This window comes from Pseudaeromonas aegiceratis, assembly GCF_046254905.1.
GTDB classification, from domain to species: Bacteria; Pseudomonadota; Gammaproteobacteria; order Enterobacterales; family Aeromonadaceae; genus Pseudaeromonas; species Pseudaeromonas aegiceratis.
This window is the reverse complement of record NZ_CP158016.1, coordinates 820,706-836,610: the sequence shown is the minus strand read 5'-3', so window position 1 is coordinate 836,610 and position 15,905 is coordinate 820,706. Positions and strand designations below refer to the sequence as shown.

The following is a 15,905-nucleotide window of genomic DNA, read 5'->3' as shown; positions in this document are numbered from 1 at the left end:
AACACACCGAAGGAGGGGATATGGCCATGAACAAGCTAACCCGGCTCGCCTGCCTGCTCGGCATCCTGCTGAGCGGCACAGGGTGGGCCGCCGATCAGATCAGGGATCAAGACCGGCTGCAGACCATGGATGGTGACCAGCTGCAGACCATGGATCGGGATCAGCTGCAGACTCAAGATCGGCTCATGATGCACGACCAGACCATCTACGGCAGCCAACTGATGACTGATGCAGAGCGTCAGGCCTACCAGACCCGGATGCGGGCCGCCACCACGGAGCAGGAAAGAGAACAGCTCCGCTTGCAACACCACCAGCAGATGCAGGAGCGAGCCCGTGAGAAGGGCGTCACCCTGCCGGAGGAGGTTCCCATGGGCCAGGGAATGGGCATGGGCGGCACCGGCCAGGGAGGTAACGGCAGCAGCGGTGGTAGCGGCGGCCAAGGCAATGGCAATGGCGGCGGTGGCGGCCAGGGCGGTCGTCAGTAACGCCTCGGGCCCAGCGGCTCGGGATTGCCACCCGACTCAAAGGAGCGCCATACGGCGCTCCTTTTCTTGCACGGGGCTTGCCCAGACCAAACCGGGCTCGGGCTTGCCACAGCAGGGTTTTTCTGTCATGACAATCGACAGATTGTCATACTCAGCACACATCCACCCTGATATAGTGAGATAAGTTCTCATTTAGAAATCGAGGCCACCATGGACGCCACCCAATCCACCCTGCCCCAACCCTGGCCCGAGCTGCTGCGCCGGCACATCCTGGCCCACCCCATCACCGCCGCCGGCCTGGGGCTGGCCATGGTGCTGGTGCTGCTGCTGTTGCTGCAGAGCCTGGTGCTCTTGTGGATTGGCGACGTGGGCCCCGGGGTGCGCTACGGCCTGATCGGCGGTCTGGCGGGCTTTGCCACCACCAGCCTGGGGGCCCTGCCCGCCTTCGTGCTGCGCCGCATCCCCCAGCGGGTGGAGGACGCCATGCTGGGCTTTGCCGCCGGCATGATGCTGGCGGCCAGCGCCTTCTCCTTGCTGCTGCCGGGCCTGGATGCCGCCCATGAACTCACCGGCAGCAGCGGCCTGAGCGCCGCCGTGGTGGTGTTGGGCATGGCCCTGGGGGTGGCCCTGATGCTGGGACTGGACGAATTCACCCCCCACGAGCATGAGAAGACAGGCCCCTGCGGCCCGGGCTACGAGCGCTGCGATCGCATCTGGCTGTTCGTGTTTGCCATCGCATTGCACAACATTCCCGAGGGCATGGCCATCGGGGTGAGCTTCTCCCAGGGGGACATGAAGGTGGGGCTGCCGCTGACCACCGCCATCGCCCTGCAGGATATTCCCGAGGGGCTGGCGGTGGCCCTGGCCCTGATTGCCGCGGGCTTTCGCCCGGGCCTGGCGGTGCTCATCGCCATCGGCAGCGGCGTATTGGAACCCTTTGGTGCCCTGCTGGGGATCGGCGTGGCCAGCGGCATGCCCCTGGCCTACCCCATAGGTCTAGGGCTGGCGGCCGGCGCCATGCTGTTTGTGGTCTCCCACGAGGTGATCCCCCAGACCCACCGCAACGGCCATCAGACCTACGCCACCCTGGGGCTCATGGTGGGCTTCGCCCTGATGATGACCCTGGATACTAGCCTGGGTTGACCGCGCCAAACACCAAGGGGAGCCTGCAGGCTCCCCTTTTTTATTCCCCTTGTGCCATCACCGACTAGAGCTGGTGCTCGGTGCGGTTGATGATGTCGTCCTGGGCCTCCGGCGACAGGGCGGTGAAGAAGGCGGAGTAACCCGCCACCCGCACCACCAGATCCCGGTACTGATCCGGATGGGCCTTGGCCGCCAGCAGGGTCTCCCGGGAGACGATGTTGTACTGCACGTGCCAGCCCTTGTGCACCTCGAAGAAGGTGCGCAGCAGCAGCTGCAGCTTGAGCCGGTCCGCCGGGTTCTCCAGGCAGGCGGGGCTCAGCTTCTGGTTGAGCAGCACGCCCCCCAAGATCTTGTCGGTGGGCAGCCGGCTGATGGAGTTGAACACCGCCGTGGGCCCCTGGCTGTCGGAGCCAGAGGCCGGACTCGCCCCTTCGGCCAGGGCGCTCCAGGCGTGGCGACCGTCCGGGGTGGCGGCGGTGGCGGCGCCAAAGGGCACGTTGGCGGAGATGGAGGAGGTGCCGGCGTAGTAACCGCCACCGATGGGTCCGCGGCCGTGGCGGGTGTTGTGAAAGCCGCCGAGGGCCTGGATGTAGCTGTCATAGGCCCGCACCAGCAGGGCGTCCACCTCGGCCACGTCGTTGCCGTACTTGGGCACCGCATTCATCAACCGCTGGCGCAGCTGCTCGCCGGACAGACCGGCAAAGTCGTCCGCCAGGGCGGCCGCCAGTTCAGGCTGGCCCACCTGGCCGGTTTCGAACACCAGCTGGCGCACCGCCGCCAGGCTGTTGCCCAGGTTGGCGATGCCCACCTGCAGCCCGGACACCCAGTCGTAACGGGCCCCGCCCTCCTTGACGCTCTTGCCCCGCTCGATGCAGTCATCCACCAGGGCCGAGCAGAGCAGATCCGGCGCCAGCTCTTCGAGCATGGAGTCCACCACACAGTCGATCTCGATGCTCTTGCGGGTGTAGTAGCGCACCTGGCGATCCCAGGCGGCCATCACCTGCTCAAAGCGCTCGAAGTTGCCCAACGACAGACCCTGGGGCTGGGACAGGAAGGTGCGGCCTGAGGTGGTGTCCCGGCCCTGCTCCAGGGCGGCCAGCAGGATGCGGGTCATGTTGATGAAGCTCATGCCGGTGCAGCGGTAGCCCCACTTGCCCGGCACCGCCGTCTCGATGCAACCGATGGCGGAATAGTCGAAGGCGTCGGCCCGGCTCACCCCCAGGCGGATGAATTCGGGGATGACGATCTCGTCGTTGTTGAAGGCCGGCATGCCGAAGCCGCAGCGGATCACCTGCACGCAGGCATCCAGGAAGTCATCGCTCATGCCGCCGTGATAGCGCACGCTCAGGTTGGGCTGGGTGGATCTCAGCTGGCCGCAGGACTCCAGCACCGCATAGGAGAGGCCGTTCACCGCATCCACCGCTCTGCCATCCACCAGGGTCTGACCGCCGATGGTGACGTTCTGGTACAGGGGGCTGCCGGCGGAGGCCTTGGAGTGGGAGCCGGAGCGGATCTTGCTCACCTCCAGCAGCTTGAGCCAGCAGCCTTGCAGCAGCTCGATGGCCCGCGCCCGGGGCAGGTCCCCCTGCTCCACGTCCCGCTGGTACCAGGGGTAGAGGTACTGATCCAGCCGTCCCAAGGAGACGGAGTGGCCGTTGGACTCAATCTGTAGGGCCAGTTGGACGAAGTAGCACAGTTGCAGCGCCTGCCAGAAGCTTTGCGGCGGCAGGCAGGCGATGTGGCGGCAGTTGGTGGCGATCTGATGAAGCTCCTCGGCCCGCCAGGCCCGTGGCTCCTCGGCCGCCATCTGCTCCGCCAGCTGGGCGTAGCGCAGTATGTAGTCGGACAAGCCTTCCAGCACCAGGGCCACGCCCTTCAAGAACTGTTCTGACTTGAGATCCGCCCAATCCGCCAGATCCAGCCGGCTGCGCCGCTCGCTCACCTTGTCTCTGAAACCATCCAGCCCCAAGGCCAGCAACTGGGCGAAATCCACCGCCAGGTGACCGTCCCCCGAGGTCATGTTGCCCTCGGCCTTGATGATGCCGGAGGCCAACAGCGCCTGCTGCTCCTCGGTGTAGAGGCCATAGCAACGGGCCTGCACCGTCTGACCGTGCCAGAAGGGGCAGAGATCCCGGATGATCTGCTTGTTCTGCTCACTCAGGGCGAAGCCGGCACCGGGCCTGTCCGCCAGATCATCCAGCTCCTGCTCCAGCCAGCTCACCGTATATTCGGGGAAGATGGGGGCGGCGCGCACCTCGGCGGCCAGGTTGCCGACGATCAGCTCATCGTGCTTGATCCAGATGGTCTTGCTCTTGAGGTGTTCGGCCAGCGCCAGGGCCCGGCGCACCATCAGGGGCTTGTCGGCATGGGCCTGATAGGCCCGGGTGTAGGCCAGCGCCCGCTCGGTACAGACCGGCGGCTTGGTCAGGGTGATCAGGGCCTGCTTGTGGGCGGCGATACGCTGGCTGGCCAGCTCAAGGTTCAGTTGGGTCATCACGCTTGTCCTCTTAATACCGGAGTCAGGCCCCGCTCCCGGGCCGCCTCCATGGCAAAGTCCAGCAGCGCCTCATCCTCCAGGGGCTGCCGCGGGGCCAGGTAGTCCCGGCCCAGCAATTGATACTTGTGCATGCCCAGGGTGTGATAGGGCAGAAAATGCACCTCCCGGGCCGACGTTTCATTGGCGACAAAATCCAGCATGGCGCTCAGCTCGCCTTGGCTGGCATTGAAGCCCGGGATCAGGGCGATGCGCACTATGATGGACAGCGGCTGGTCGGCCAGGCGACGGAAGTTATCCAGCACCCGCCGCGCCTTGCCGCCGGTCCAATGGGCGAACTTGGCCTCATCCACCTGCTTGAGATCCGCCAGCAGCAGATCCAGGTGGGGCAAACAGGGTTCGATATGGGACCAGGGCACATGCAGGCAGGACTCCACGGCGGTGTGGATCCCCTGGGCCTTGGCTGCCGCCAGCAGCTGACTGGCAAACTCGTGCTGCAAGAAGGGTTCGCCACCGGAGAGGGTGATGCCGCCCCCGGAGCGTTGGTAGAAGGGCAAGTCCGCTTGCAGAGCCGTCATGGCCCGCGCCAGGCTCCACGCCTCCCCCAGGCATTGCAGGGCGCCGCTGGGGCAGGCCTGAGCCAGCTGGCGGCAGGCTGCCTCATCCAGCCGCTCCCGCGCCAAGCTCAGCGTCTCCCCCTGCCGCGAACAGTGCCCCGTCTGCTGGCACAGTGTGCAGCCCGTCAGGCACAGGCGCGGGTCGTACAGCAGATCCGTGCGGCGGGCCTGGCTCTCCGGGTTCTGGCACCAGTGGCAATGCAGGCTGCAGCCCTTCAAGAACAGCACGGAACGGATCCCCGGGCCATCATGGGTGGAGTAGCGCTGCAGATTGAAACAGGTGCCCATGGCGAACCTCTGGTCAGCTTCGATAAATCAATAATGAAGCTTTCGTTCGAAAGTGAATTGATCTCGATCAAACGCGCTGGCGTTCATTGACCATATAGTGAGCAGGCTGTGAGACAGATCATCCAAGTACGAGGAGTCATTGATGGAGCTATATCTGGATACCGCCGATCTGGCGGCGGTGGAGCGCCTGGCCGCCAGCTGGCCACTGGCCGGGGTTACCACCAATCCCAGCATAGTCGCCGCCGGCGGTCGTCCGCTCAAGAGTACGCTGCGGGAGCTGCGCGCCTGCCTGGGGCCAGAGGCGACCCTGTTTGCCCAGGTGCTGGGCCAGACCGGCGACGAGATGGTGGAGCAGGCCCAGCAGCTGTGTCAGTGGGATGAGCGCCTGGTGGTCAAGGTGCCCGTCACTGCCGTGGGCCTCACCGCCATCCGCCGCCTGAAGGCCTTAGGGGTTCGCACCCTGGGCACCGCCATCTATGCGCCCCTGCCGGCCCTGCTGGCCGCCCAGGCCGGTGCCGACTATGTGGCCCCCTACGTCAACCGCATCGACGCCCAGGGCTGCAGCGGCATCCAGGCGGTGAGAGAACTGCAGCAGTTGCTGCAACTGCACGCCCCCCACAGCCAGGTGCTGGCGGCCAGCTTCAAGACCCCGCGCCAGGTGCTCGACTGCCTGCTGGCCGGCGCCACCGCGGTCACCCTGCCGGTGGCGGTGGCCGAGCAGATCCTGCAAAGCCCGGCGGTGGATGCCGCCCTGGCAGGCTTTGAGCGTGACTGGCTGGCGGCCTTCGGGACCATGAGCCTGAACTAGGAGCCTGGCGAGGGTTCCCATGACCTTGGCTAGCAGACTCAGATACCGGGCCCCGTCGGGCCCGGTGTTTCTTTGCTAACGTTAAGACATCTCCGCCAACCTTTGTTATTTCCCCTGTGGACAGGTGGTGCTCATGGCTTGGATTGCGGAACCGGGCAGCCCAGATGCCCCCACCCCCCAGCAGCTGCTGGAGGTCATCAGCCTGCAGGCCGACATCGCCAAGCTGGGACTGGATCTGGGGGGCGTCATGGCCCTGATCGTCCAGCGCGCCCTGCCCCTGGTGGGGGCAGACGGCGCCGTGGTGGAGCTGGCCGAAGACGATGACATGGTGTATCGGGCCGCCTCCGGCGTCGCCGGTACCCAGCTGGGGCTGCGCCTCAAACTCAACGGCAGCCTGTCCGGCCTGTGCGTGCGCACCGGCAACCCACTGGTCAGTCAGGATACCGAGGAAGATCCCCGGGTGGATAAGGCGGCCTGCCGCCTGCTGGGGATCCGCTCCCTGGCGGTGCTGCCCCTCAAGTTTCGGGACCTGTCGGTGGGGGTGCTCAAGGTGGTGGCCCACCAACCGGGCCACTTTGGCCCTCGAGATCTGGCCCTGCTGGCCATGCTGGCCGAGGTGCTGGGGGCCGAGATCTTCTATGCCGCCAAGTATGCCGCCGACGATCTCTATTACCGCGCCACCCACGACGAGCTGACGGGCCTGGCCAACCGGGCCCTGTTTCTGGACAAGCTGCGCAGCACCCTGCTGGTCTCCTCCCGGGATGACAGCCCCACCGGGGTGCTGATGATCGACATGGACGGCCTCAAGACCATCAACGATCTCTACGGCCATGGCACCGGCGATGCCGCCATCTGCGAGTTTGCCAAACGGCTGGCCCATGCGGTGCGGGCGTCGGACACTGTGGCCCGCCTGGGGGGCGATGAATTCGCGGTGCTGATGCACCCGGTCACGGATCTCGACGCCGTGGCCCTGGGCACGGATCGCCTGATGACCCAGGTCAACCGCCCCTTCCACTGTCCGGGACAGGAGAAGGATCTGGAGCTGGTGGCCAGCGTCGGTTCGGCCATGGCCCCGGAGGATGGCCAGGAGCCGGACGAGTTGCTGGAGAAGGCCGATCAGGCCATGTACCGCATGAAACGGCGGCACAAGCTGGGCCTGCGGACCCGCGGCCATAAAAAAACCGGTGCCTAGGCACCGGTTCTTGTCATCCCAGCCGCGGGCTTAGCCGCACTTGGAATCGCCGCAGTTGAGGCAGGTCATGCAGCCATCCTTCTGGATCACCGCCTTGGTGTGGCACTTGTAGCAGAGGGTGGCGTTGGGCGGGAAGCTGCTCACCTCCTCGTCACCGGGGGCCTCGGCCTCCAGCTCCGCCTGCTTCTGGGCCAGAAACTCCTTCTGGTGCTCATCCAGGCTGGCGCTCTTCAACATACCGATGTCGCACAGGTGCTGCTCGATGACGTTGCCGATCTCGGCGATGAGCGAGGGCACGTACTTGCCCTTGTTCCAGTAGCCGCCACGGGGATCGAACACGGAGCGCAGCTCCTCCACCAGGAAGGTGATGTCGCCCCCCTTGCGGAACACGGCGGAGATGATGCGGGTCAGCGCCACTATCCACTGATAGTGCTCCATGCTCTTGGAGTTGATGAAGATCTCGAACGGACGGCGGGTCTCATACTCGGTCCCCTCGTTCAGCACCATGTCGTTGATGGTGATAAACAAGGAGTGCTCGGAGATGTGCTCCGGGGTCTTCAGCTTGTAGGTGGTACCCATCAACTTCTCCGGCCGCTGCACCGTCTCGTGCATGTGCACGACTTCGGCTTCCTGCTGCTTTTCCAGCTCTTCCTTCGTCTTGACCTTGTAGGCGACGATCTTGCTTTCGATTTTCTTGACCATAGGGTGTTTAGCCTCATGGCCGCCCGCAGGCGGCGCCTTAGAACTTGCCGTAGTAACCTTCCTTGAGGGCGTCGTACAGGTTGGCGGCGGTGTGCACCTCGCCATCGTATTCGACTTCCTCATTGCCCTTCAACTGCACCACGGAACCATCTTCCAGATTGAACTCGTAGGTGGTGTTTTCCAGATCCTTCTCCTTCACCAGCACGCCCTGGAAGGCCTCCGGGTTGAAGCGGAAGGTGGTGCAGCCCTTGAGCCCCTGCTCGTAGGCGTACATGTAGATGTGCTTGAACTCCTCGTAGGGGAAGTCGGTGGGCACGTTGGCGGTCTTGGAGATGGAGGAGTCGATCCAGCGCTGGGCGGCGGATTGAATGTCCACGTGCTGGGTCGGCGTGATGTCATCGGCGGTGATGAAATAACCCGGCAGCTGGCACTCGGGATCCTCGCTGTAGGGCATGGCCTTGGGGTTTACCAGCTCGCGGTAGGCCAGCAGCTCGAAGCTGTAGACGTCCACGCTCTCCTTGGTCTTCTTGCCAGTCTTGATCACGTTGCGCACATAGTGGTGGGCAAAGCTGGGCTCGATGCCGTTGCTGGCGTTGTTGGCCAGGGAGAGGGAGATGGTGCCGGTGGGGGCGATTGAGCTGTGGTGGGTGAAGCGGCCACCGTGCTCGGCCAGGGCGGCGACGAGCTCGGGCTCCACCTCTGCCACCTGCTGCATGTAGCGGCTGTACTTGGCGTGCAGGACACGGCCCGGCAGCTTGTCACCCAGCTTGATGCCGTCGGCGGCCATCTCGGGGCGCTTGCGCAGCATGGCGGCGGTCACCTCGAACTCCTGGCTCATGATGGGGGCCACGCCCTTCTCCTTGGCCAGGGCCAGGGATTCCTTCCACCCGGTGATGGCCAGCTCCTGGGACACCTGCTCGGTGAAGGCCACGGAGGCGGCGGAGCCATACTTGATGCCCAGCATGGTCAGAGTGGAGCCCAGCCCCAGGAAGCCCATGCCGTGACGGCGCTTGCTCTCGATCTCCTGGCGCTGCTTCTCCAGCGGCAGCTGGTTGATCTCCACCACGTTGTCCAGCATGCGGGTGAACAGACTCACCACCTTGCGGAAGGCATTCCAGTCAAAATGCGCGCCATCGGTGAAGGGCTGGCGGATGAACTTGGTCAGGTTGATGGAGCCCAGCAGGCAGGCGCCGTAAGGCGGCAGCGGCTGCTCGCCACAGGGGTTGGTGGCGCGGATGTCCTCGCAGAACCAGTTGTTGTTCATCTGGTTCACCTTGTCGATGAGGATGAAGCCCGGCTCGGCGTAGTCGTAGGTGGAGGTCATGATGACGTTCCACAGGCGGCGGGCCGGCAGACTCTTGTAGACCTTGCAGGCCACCAGACCCTGATCGTTGATCACCACCCCGTCCTTGCTGGGCCAGTCGGCCCACACCACGTCGGCGGCACTGAGATCCGTGCCATCCATCTCCACTTCCTTCTTGTTGAAGGGGAAGATCAGGCGCCATTCCTGGTCATCCCGCACCGCCTGGATGAAGTCCTCGGTGATGAGCAAGGAGAGGTTGAACTGGCGCAGGCGGCCGTCTTCACGCTTGGCCTGGATGAACTCCATCACGTCCGGGTGACGCACGTCCATGGTGCCCATCTGGGCGCCGCGACGGCCCCCGGCGGAGGAGACGGTGAAACACATCTTGTCGTAGATGTCCATGAAGGACAGGGGGCCTGAGGTGTAGGCGCCGGCGCCGGAGACGAAGGCGCCCCGCGGCCGCAGGGTGGAGAAGTCGTAGCCGATGCCGCAGCCGGCCTTCAGGGTCAGCCCCGCCTCGTGCACCTTGTTCAGGATGTCATCCATGGAGTCCTGGATGGTGCCGGACACGGTACAGTTGATGGTGGAGGTGGCCGGCTTGTGCTCAAAAGCCCCGGCGTTGGAGGTGATGCGACCGGCGGGGATGGCGCCATTGCGCAGGGCCCAGAGGAAGGGTTCGTACCATTTCTCTGGCTCCTGCTCCTGCTCGGCCAGAGCCCGGGCGACGCGCTGGTAGGTGCCGTCCACGTCCTGGTCGATGGGCTGGCCATCTTTGGTCTTCAGACGGTATTTGGTGTCCCAGATTTCCTTGGACGTCTCCTGCAGGGGAATGACAGGCGCGTCGGTCTGCGCCTCCAGCACCGGATTTGATTTTGCCATGGTCAATCAGCCTTCCTGTTAAACGGTCTGTAGCCTGTGGTTTGCCGGTCTTGCGGCGGCAAGACTCTAGCAGAGTGGTGGTCGGTGGGAACTTGAACTGGATCCCGCGTTGGGGGAGTCTAGAACGCTGGTGCGTCAAAACCGTGAACCCCACAACATATCGACGAAAAAACAAAAACCAACACTAGATGTTGGTTTTTATCGTCAGCAAAAGGCGGGCCATTTTAATCCTCGCCGGCCATAAAACCAGTCTGAATTTGCCGGCAATTGTGCAAAAAATGGCAAGCAACTGGAATCACAGGAATTTTACAATTCGGGTTTTTCCTGCCAACGGGCCGCCGCCTGGGCATCGCTGTCCCGGGCCGCTAGCCAGTGGGATTGGCCATCCCCCCGCAGCTCCCGCTTCCAGAAAGGTATCCGGCTCTTTAGGGTATCCATCAGGAATTCGCAGGCGGCAAACGCCTCGGCTCTGTGACCGCCGGCCACCAGCACCAGGACGATCTGCTCGCCCAATTTCAGGGCCCCGACCCTGTGGATCAGGGTGACGCCGGTGAGGGGCCAACGGGCCCGGGCCTCGGCCACCAGATCCGCCATGGCCCGCTCCGTCATCCCCGGGTAATGCTCCAGAAACAATCCCTCGACCGCCGCCCCCTCGTTGCAATCCCGCACCTGGCCGACGAAGCTCACTAGGGCGCCGGTACCCGAGCGCCCCGCCAGCCGGGCGTACTCGGCCGCCAGATCGAAGTCGCTCTCCTGGACCCGGATCAGATCGTCCATGCTCGGCTCTGTCATGCTAGCCTCCCGTCACCGGTGGAAAGAAGGCCACCTCGTCGCCGTCGTTTAGCGGCGTCTCCAGGCCCACCAGCACCTGGTTGACCGCCACCAGCAGGTGGTCGGCTCCCAGCGCCAGCGCCCACTTGTCGCCCCGGGCCGCCAGGGCCGCCCGCAAGGCCTCTGCATCCGGGTAATCGGCGGGCAGGCGCAGGGCCGACTCCCCCACCAGCTCCCGCACCTGGGCAAAAAACTTCACCTGGATCATCTCAGTCTCCCCTGTTCCTGCTCACGCACATAGTCGCCGGACTGGCCGCCGCGCTTTTCCACCAGCTGCACCTGCTCGATCACCATGGCCTTGTCCACCGCCTTGCACATGTCGTACAGGGTCAGGGCCGCCACCGACACGGCGGTGAGGGCCTCCATCTCCACCCCGGTCTGGCCACTGAGGCGACACAGGGCTTCGATGCGCACCCGTTGGCCGTCGGCCTCGGGCGTCAGCTGCACCTCCACCTTGGTCAGGGCCAGGGGATGGCACAGGGGGATGAGATCCCAGGTCTTCTTGGCCGCCATGATGCCGGCGATGCGGGCGGTGGCGAACACGTCCCCCTTATGGTGGCCACCCGACAGGATGAGCGCCAGGGTCTCGGGGGCCATGCGCACCCAGCCCTGGGCCTTGGCCTCCCGCACCGTGACGGCCTTGCCCCCCACGTCCACCATGTGGGCCTCGCCATTGCCCTGCACATGGGTCAGCTGGCTCATGCGCCCTCCTTGAGGTGCATGACGAAGCTGCAAGGCTTGGTGCGGGCGTCCAGCTGGGGCGCGATGATCTTCTCCCAGCCGGTGCGGCAGGCGTTGTTGGAGCCCGGCAGGCAGAAAATGATGGTGCGGTTGGCCAATCCCGCCAGGGCACGGCTCTGGATGGTGCTGGTGCCGATCTCGGTGAAGGAGACGGCGCGGAACAGCTCGCCGAAGCCCTCCACCTCCTTGTCCAGCAGGGGCTTGATGGCCTCCGGCGTGGTGTCCCGGCCGGTGAAGCCGGTGCCCCCGGTGATGAGCACCCCCTGGATCCGGGCGTCGGCAATCCAGCGGCTCACCACGGCGCGGATCTGGTAGATGTCATCCACCACCAGGGCGCGATCGGCAAGCTCATGGCCTGCCCCCGTGAGGGCGTCCACCAGCCATTGTCCCGAGGTGTCGGTGGTGAGATCCCGGGTGTCGGATACGGTCAGCACCGCCAGGTGCAGGGGTTTGAACTCGGCCGCGGCGTGGCTCATGGCAGCTCCTTGTCTGAAGAAAGGGAATGGGTATCGGCGCCCACCAGGGGCGCCGAGGTGTCGATACTGCCCAGCGTCTGCAGCAATGCCTGCCACTGCGCCGGGGTGTTGGTGTTGAGAAATCGGCTCTGTGGCTCGGCAGGCAACGCCGGCAGCCCCAGCCCCTTGAGCAGGGCGCCGACCCGGCGAGCCCGGGGCTCGGGATCGGCCAACAGCGCCGCGAGCAACTCAGCCCGCCGGGGGCCGGCGCGCAGCAGCAGGGGAAATTGCGTCGGCTGGTAGCAGGCGCCATGCCCGTCACCGGCGGCCAAGATAAGCGCCTGCAGATCCGCGGGGGCCAGGGCCGGCATATCCACCGGCAGCACCAGCCAGTGGGCCAGCGGATAGGCCAAACAGGCAGAGGCCATACCGGACAAGGGGCCCAGCCCCTGCCAGGCGGGGGCGTCCGGCAGGCAGGGCAACCCCGGATACTGGCCGCTGACAAAACAGCGCTCACAACCGGCCGCCGTTAACAGCGCCAGGCCACGGGCCAGCAGCCCCTGACCATCCAAGGCCAGCAACGCCTTGTTGCGCCCCATGCGTCGGGACTCACCGCCCGCCAGCAGCAGGCCATAGAGTGGGGCACAGTGGGACGAGTGAGAAGAGACTGACATAGTGCCCCCTAGCCGCCGATGGAGGCCAGGTGCTCCCGCACCCCGGCATTGCCCTGATGCAGGCGGTGGGCCAGGGCCTTGTGCTGCAACGCCTGTTGCAGCCGGCGCATCAGGGCTGTTTGCTGTTCGTCAGCCTGCAGCAGATCCCGCAGGTCGATGCCGCCATCGCCGAACAGGCACAGGTGCAGCTGGCCGCTGGCGGAGACCCGCAGCCGGTTGCAGCTGGCACAAAAGTCCGGGCTGTAGGGCAGGATGAAGCCCAGCTCGCCCACATAGTCGGGGTGACGCAACACCTGGGCCGGGCCGTCGTCCACACCGCGGGGCACCGGCTGCCAGCCCTGGTTGAGCAGGCTGGCCAGCAGGGCGGTGCCGTCCAGATGGTGGCGGTCAAAGTAGGCCTGGCGCTGGCCGGTCTGCATCAGCTCGATGAAGCGCAGCTGGATGGGCTTGTCGCGGATCCAGGCTAAAAAGTTGCCCAGGGCATGATCGTTGAGCCCCTTGAGCAGTACCGTATTGACCTTGATGGTGCCAAAGCCCGCCGCCCAGGCGGCCTCCAGGCCGTCGAGGATCTGCGGCAGCCGGCTGTCGCCTGTGATGAGGGCAAACTCCCGGGGATCCAGGCTGTCGATGCTGACGTTGAGCTGGGCGAGGCCGGCCTGACGCCAATCGGCGGCCTGGGCCTGGAGCCGGTAGCCGTTGGTGGTGAGGGCCAGGCGCGGCGCCTGGGGCAGCGCGGTCAGATCCGCGATGATCTCCGTCAGATCCCGGCGCAGGGAAGGCTCGCCGCCGGTCAGCCGGATCTTGGTGGTGCCCAGTGCCACGAAGGCCCGAGCCACCCGCAACAGCTCATCGCGGCCCAGAAAGCCAGGCCGTTTGCCATCGGCAGGCCGATACCCCTCGGGCAGGCAGTAGCTGCAACGAAAGTTGCACACCTCGGTCAGCGACAGGCGCAGGTAACCGAAACGGCGGGCGAAGCGATCCTGCAGGCCCGTTGCCGATGGCGCCGGCACGGCGGCCCCCTGGCCACCGTCAAGCGATTGATTCAATTGCCACATAGTCACCCTTTCCAAATGCGGGAGGCGGCCCCGTTTCCCGGACCACCCTCGCCGACGCTCGGTCGGCTCGGCCTGGGGACCCTGCGCATCCGGCGGTTAGGTCCCCAGGCTCGGGTTCATGTTCAGGCGGCCGCGGGTGCCTGGCCGCAACAGGGGCAGCCGGGATGGCGCGGCAACGCCAGGGTTTCAAACTGGCCAGTCAGGCCGTCGATAAGCAGCAGGCGGCCACTCAGCGGCTGCCCCAGGCGCAACAAGAGTTTCAAGGCCTCCATGGCCTGCAGGCTGCCCACCAGTCCCACCACGGGGGCCAGCACGCCGGCCTCCACACAGCTGAGTTCCTGCTCGCCGAACAGCCGGCTCAGGCAGGCGTAACAGGGCTCATTTTCGCCCCAGGTGAAGACGCTCACCTGCCCCTCCAACCGGATGGCGGCACCGCTAACGAGCGGCACCCGGGCCCCATGGCAGGCGGCATTGATGAGATTGCGGCTGGCACGGTTGTCGGTGCAGTCCAGCACCAGATCCACCTCTGCCAGCCAGTCGGTCAGGTTCTCGGCCGTCGCCATGGCGGCGATGGCGTTCACCTGGCAGTCGGGATTGAGCCGCGCAATGGCCGCAGCGGCAGACTGCACCTTGGGCTGACCCAGGCGCGCCGCCTCATGCAGCACCTGGCGCTGCAGATTGGTCAGCTCCACCCGATCGCCATCCACCAGACTCAGCCGCCCCACCCCCGCCAGGGCCAGATATTGGGCGGCGGCGCAGCCCAAGCCCCCCAGCCCCACCACCAGCACGTGGGCGGCGGCCAGCTGGGCCTGACCGTCGATATCCACCCCCTTGAGGCTGATCTGGCGATGATAGCGCAGCAGCTGCTGATCGCTTAACGGCAGGCGCTGCGTGGTGTCGTGTTTAAAGGTCATAGTCCGGCCTCGGCAAAGGGCCAAACCCAGACCCGGCGGCCGGCGGGCAGCTCGCGGGAGGCGCCGGCGGCAGGTGGATCCAGTCGCACCAGACAATCCGCGGCGGCCAGGCTCATGAGCATGGCCGAGCCCTGTCCCCCGGCGCTGGCGACCCGCAGGGCGCCGTCCTCATCCACGAAGAGGCAACCTCGCTGAAAGTCCTGCCGCCCCGGGGTGAGGCGCAGGGGCGCCTGGGTCAACGCTGGCAGCCAGCGCGGCGGCGGCAGCTGCCAGCCCATCAGGCAGGCCAAGGCCGGGCGCACCAGCAGCAAGAAGGTCACCAGGGCCGAGACGGGATTGCCCGGCAGGCCGAAGAAGGGGATGCCCCGCGTCCCACGGGTCAGCCGGCCGAAGGCGAAGGGCTTGCCGGGCTTGATGGCCACCTTCCAGAAGGCCACCTCCCCCAGCTCGCTCAAGAGCTCCTTGGTGTAGTCGGCCTCCCCCACGGAGACGCCGCCGGAGGTGATGAGGGCATCGGCCTGCCGGTCGGCCTGCAAGAAGGCCGACCGCAGGGCCGCCGGGTCATCGGGGATGATGCCCAGATCCAGCACCTCGCAGCCCAGGCTCTCCAGCAGGCAGGCGATGGCATAGCGGTTGGAGTCGACGATCTGCCCCGGCCCCAGGGGCTCACCCAAGGATCTGAGCTCATCGCCGCTACTGAAAAACGCCACCTTGAGGGGGCGACGGACCTGCACCTGGGCCACATTGAGCGCCGCCAAGAGCGGCAGCTGCTGGGCCCCCAGACGCAGGCCCGCCGCGAGCACGACACTGCCGGCCGCCACGTCTTCCCCCTGACGGCGAATATGTTGCCCGGGCCGGATGGTCGCCGGCGTGAAGCGCAGCCGGCCATCGGCCAGGATCTGCACCTCCTCCTGCATCACCACCGCCTCGGCGCCCTCGGGCACGGGCGCACCTGTCATGATGCGCACGCAGCTGCCCGCAGGCCAATCCCCGATAAAGGGCGCCCCGGCGAAGGCCTTGCCCGCCAGGGTCAGGGTGTCGGTGGTGAGCAAGTCCGTCAGGCGCACGGCATAGCCATCCATGGCGGCGTTATCGAAGCCCGGCAGCGGCAAACCGGCCGTCACCGGCTCGGCCAGCACCCGGCCCTGGGCCTCGGCCAGCGGCAGGGTTTCCACCGCCACCGCCGTGCTGAGTGCCTCGGTCAAGTGCGCCTGGGCCTCAAGCAGGCTCAGGGCGCCGGAGATGTCACAACCACTCATGTTAACGTCCTGTTGCGTTGGGCTGGCAGCCATGGTGCCCGCAACGGCGGGCAAACTCAATCCGC

General features: G+C 65.9%; 16 protein-coding genes and 1 riboswitch. Of the genes, 4 read left to right on the top strand and 12 right to left on the bottom strand.

What is annotated here, in order from left to right; translation table 11 throughout:
• The first annotated feature begins 26 nt into the window (after positions 1 to 26).
• Together ABHF91_RS04180 and ABHF91_RS04175 are read left to right on the top strand one after the other, a co-directional pair.
• Entirely contained in the window at positions 27 to 485 is a 459-nt protein-coding gene (locus ABHF91_RS04180; protein ID WP_409422209.1) for a hypothetical protein, read from the top strand.
• Positions 486 to 794: 309 nt separating this feature from the next.
• Complete coding sequence (locus ABHF91_RS04175) at positions 795 to 1,628, top strand: ZIP family metal transporter (protein ID WP_409423078.1); 834 nt, start codon at positions 795 to 797, stop codon at positions 1,626 to 1,628.
• A 64-nt stretch (positions 1,629 to 1,692) separates the two neighbouring features.
• Here ABHF91_RS04175 and ABHF91_RS04170 read toward each other — a convergent pair whose 3' ends face one another.
• Positions 1,693 to 4,122, bottom strand: a complete 2,430-nt coding sequence (locus ABHF91_RS04170; RefSeq protein WP_409422208.1) for a formate C-acetyltransferase/glycerol dehydratase family glycyl radical enzyme — start codon at positions 4,120 to 4,122, stop codon at positions 1,693 to 1,695.
• Positions 4,122 to 5,027 carry a glycyl-radical enzyme activating protein gene (locus ABHF91_RS04165; RefSeq protein WP_409422207.1) on the bottom strand — a complete coding sequence of 302 codons (906 nt, stop codon included), beginning with the start codon at positions 5,025 to 5,027 and terminating at the stop codon, positions 4,122 to 4,124. The genes ABHF91_RS04170 and ABHF91_RS04165 overlap by 1 nt, the downstream gene beginning before the upstream one ends.
• A gap of 142 nt (positions 5,028 to 5,169) precedes the next feature.
• Between ABHF91_RS04165 and ABHF91_RS04160 the strand changes: the two genes are divergently transcribed.
• Both ABHF91_RS04160 and ABHF91_RS04155 read left to right on the top strand, forming a co-directional pair.
• Positions 5,170 to 5,835 carry a fructose-6-phosphate aldolase gene (locus tag ABHF91_RS04160; RefSeq protein ID WP_409422206.1) on the top strand — a complete coding sequence of 222 codons (666 nt, stop codon included), beginning with the start codon at positions 5,170 to 5,172 and terminating at the stop codon, positions 5,833 to 5,835.
• 133 nt (positions 5,836 to 5,968) lie between these two features.
• On the top strand, positions 5,969 to 7,027 hold the full coding sequence (locus ABHF91_RS04155; RefSeq protein ID WP_409422205.1) for a diguanylate cyclase domain-containing protein: 1,059 nt from the start codon (positions 5,969 to 5,971) through the stop codon (positions 7,025 to 7,027).
• A 30-nt stretch (positions 7,028 to 7,057) separates the two neighbouring features.
• Here ABHF91_RS04155 and ABHF91_RS04150 read toward each other — a convergent pair whose 3' ends face one another.
• From ABHF91_RS04150 to glp, 10 genes are all read right to left on the bottom strand, one after another.
• Entirely contained in the window at positions 7,058 to 7,729 is a 672-nt protein-coding gene (locus ABHF91_RS04150) for an NrdJb (protein ID WP_409422204.1), read from the bottom strand.
• A gap of 37 nt (positions 7,730 to 7,766) precedes the next feature.
• The gene (locus tag ABHF91_RS04145; RefSeq protein ID WP_409422203.1) at positions 7,767 to 9,911 is read right to left on the bottom strand and encodes an adenosylcobalamin-dependent ribonucleoside-diphosphate reductase; all 2,145 of its coding nucleotides are present in this window, start codon (positions 9,909 to 9,911) and stop codon (positions 7,767 to 7,769) included.
• Between the two features lie 306 nt (positions 9,912 to 10,217).
• Entirely contained in the window at positions 10,218 to 10,703 is a 486-nt protein-coding gene (moaE, locus tag ABHF91_RS04140) for a molybdopterin synthase catalytic subunit MoaE (protein ID WP_409422202.1), read from the bottom strand.
• A 1-nt stretch (position 10,704) separates the two neighbouring features.
• Positions 10,705 to 10,950: a molybdopterin synthase sulfur carrier subunit gene (gene moaD, locus ABHF91_RS04135; RefSeq protein ID WP_409422201.1), complete on the bottom strand. Its 246-nt coding sequence runs from the start codon at positions 10,948 to 10,950 to the stop codon at positions 10,705 to 10,707.
• Positions 10,947 to 11,444, bottom strand: a complete 498-nt coding sequence (gene moaC / locus ABHF91_RS04130) for a cyclic pyranopterin monophosphate synthase MoaC (protein ID WP_409422200.1) — start codon at positions 11,442 to 11,444, stop codon at positions 10,947 to 10,949. Before moaC ends, moaD begins: the two co-directional genes overlap by 4 nt.
• Positions 11,441 to 11,959 (bottom strand): molybdenum cofactor biosynthesis protein B, encoded by a 519-nt coding sequence (gene moaB, locus ABHF91_RS04125; protein WP_409422199.1) that lies wholly within the window; start codon positions 11,957 to 11,959, stop codon positions 11,441 to 11,443. The genes moaC and moaB overlap by 4 nt, the downstream gene beginning before the upstream one ends.
• Positions 11,956 to 12,612: a molybdenum cofactor guanylyltransferase gene (locus ABHF91_RS04120; protein ID WP_409422198.1), complete on the bottom strand. Its 657-nt coding sequence runs from the start codon at positions 12,610 to 12,612 to the stop codon at positions 11,956 to 11,958. The genes moaB and ABHF91_RS04120 overlap by 4 nt, the downstream gene beginning before the upstream one ends.
• A gap of 8 nt (positions 12,613 to 12,620) precedes the next feature.
• Positions 12,621 to 13,667: a GTP 3',8-cyclase MoaA gene (moaA, locus tag ABHF91_RS04115; RefSeq protein ID WP_409422197.1), complete on the bottom strand. Its 1,047-nt coding sequence runs from the start codon at positions 13,665 to 13,667 to the stop codon at positions 12,621 to 12,623.
• A riboswitch (molybdenum cofactor riboswitch) is annotated at positions 13,656 to 13,795 on the bottom strand. Its footprint overlaps the gene before it by 12 nt.
• Positions 13,790 to 14,581 (bottom strand): molybdopterin-synthase adenylyltransferase MoeB, encoded by a 792-nt coding sequence (gene moeB / locus ABHF91_RS04110; protein WP_409422196.1) that lies wholly within the window; start codon positions 14,579 to 14,581, stop codon positions 13,790 to 13,792. It overlaps the preceding riboswitch by 6 nt.
• Positions 14,578 to 15,840, bottom strand: coding sequence for a gephyrin-like molybdotransferase Glp (glp, locus tag ABHF91_RS04105; RefSeq protein ID WP_409422195.1), 1,263 nt, complete (start codon positions 15,838 to 15,840; stop codon positions 14,578 to 14,580). Before glp ends, moeB begins: the two co-directional genes overlap by 4 nt.
• Between the last annotated feature and the right edge of the window lie 65 nt (positions 15,841 to 15,905).

Excerpts from the sequence above, each read along its gene's own strand:
- ABHF91_RS04180 (WP_409422209.1), top strand. The coding sequence starts at position 27 with ATGAACAAGCTAACCCGGCTCGCCTGCCTGCTCGGCATCCTGCTGAGC.
- ABHF91_RS04175 (WP_409423078.1), top strand. The coding sequence starts at position 795 with ATGGTGCTGGTGCTGCTGCTGTTGCTGCAGAGCCTGGTGCTCTTGTGG.
- ABHF91_RS04170 (WP_409422208.1), bottom strand. The coding sequence starts at position 4,122 with ATGACCCAACTGAACCTTGAGCTGGCCAGCCAGCGTATCGCCGCCCAC.
- ABHF91_RS04165 (WP_409422207.1), bottom strand. The coding sequence starts at position 5,027 with ATGGGCACCTGTTTCAATCTGCAGCGCTACTCCACCCATGATGGCCCG.
- ABHF91_RS04160 (WP_409422206.1), top strand. The coding sequence starts at position 5,170 with ATGGAGCTATATCTGGATACCGCCGATCTGGCGGCGGTGGAGCGCCTG.
- ABHF91_RS04155 (WP_409422205.1), top strand. The coding sequence starts at position 5,969 with ATGGCTTGGATTGCGGAACCGGGCAGCCCAGATGCCCCCACCCCCCAG.
- ABHF91_RS04150 (WP_409422204.1), bottom strand. The coding sequence starts at position 7,729 with ATGGTCAAGAAAATCGAAAGCAAGATCGTCGCCTACAAGGTCAAGACG.
- ABHF91_RS04145 (WP_409422203.1), bottom strand. The coding sequence starts at position 9,911 with ATGGCAAAATCAAATCCGGTGCTGGAGGCGCAGACCGACGCGCCTGTC.
- moaE (WP_409422202.1), bottom strand. The coding sequence starts at position 10,703 with ATGACAGAGCCGAGCATGGACGATCTGATCCGGGTCCAGGAGAGCGAC.
- moaD (WP_409422201.1), bottom strand. The coding sequence starts at position 10,950 with ATGATCCAGGTGAAGTTTTTTGCCCAGGTGCGGGAGCTGGTGGGGGAG.
- moaC (WP_409422200.1), bottom strand. The coding sequence starts at position 11,444 with ATGAGCCAGCTGACCCATGTGCAGGGCAATGGCGAGGCCCACATGGTG.
- moaB (WP_409422199.1), bottom strand. The coding sequence starts at position 11,959 with ATGAGCCACGCCGCGGCCGAGTTCAAACCCCTGCACCTGGCGGTGCTG.
- ABHF91_RS04120 (WP_409422198.1), bottom strand. The coding sequence starts at position 12,612 with ATGTCAGTCTCTTCTCACTCGTCCCACTGTGCCCCACTCTATGGCCTG.
- moaA (WP_409422197.1), bottom strand. The coding sequence starts at position 13,667 with ATGTGGCAATTGAATCAATCGCTTGACGGTGGCCAGGGGGCCGCCGTG.
- moeB (WP_409422196.1), bottom strand. The coding sequence starts at position 14,581 with ATGACCTTTAAACACGACACCACGCAGCGCCTGCCGTTAAGCGATCAG.
- glp (WP_409422195.1), bottom strand. The coding sequence starts at position 15,840 with ATGAGTGGTTGTGACATCTCCGGCGCCCTGAGCCTGCTTGAGGCCCAG.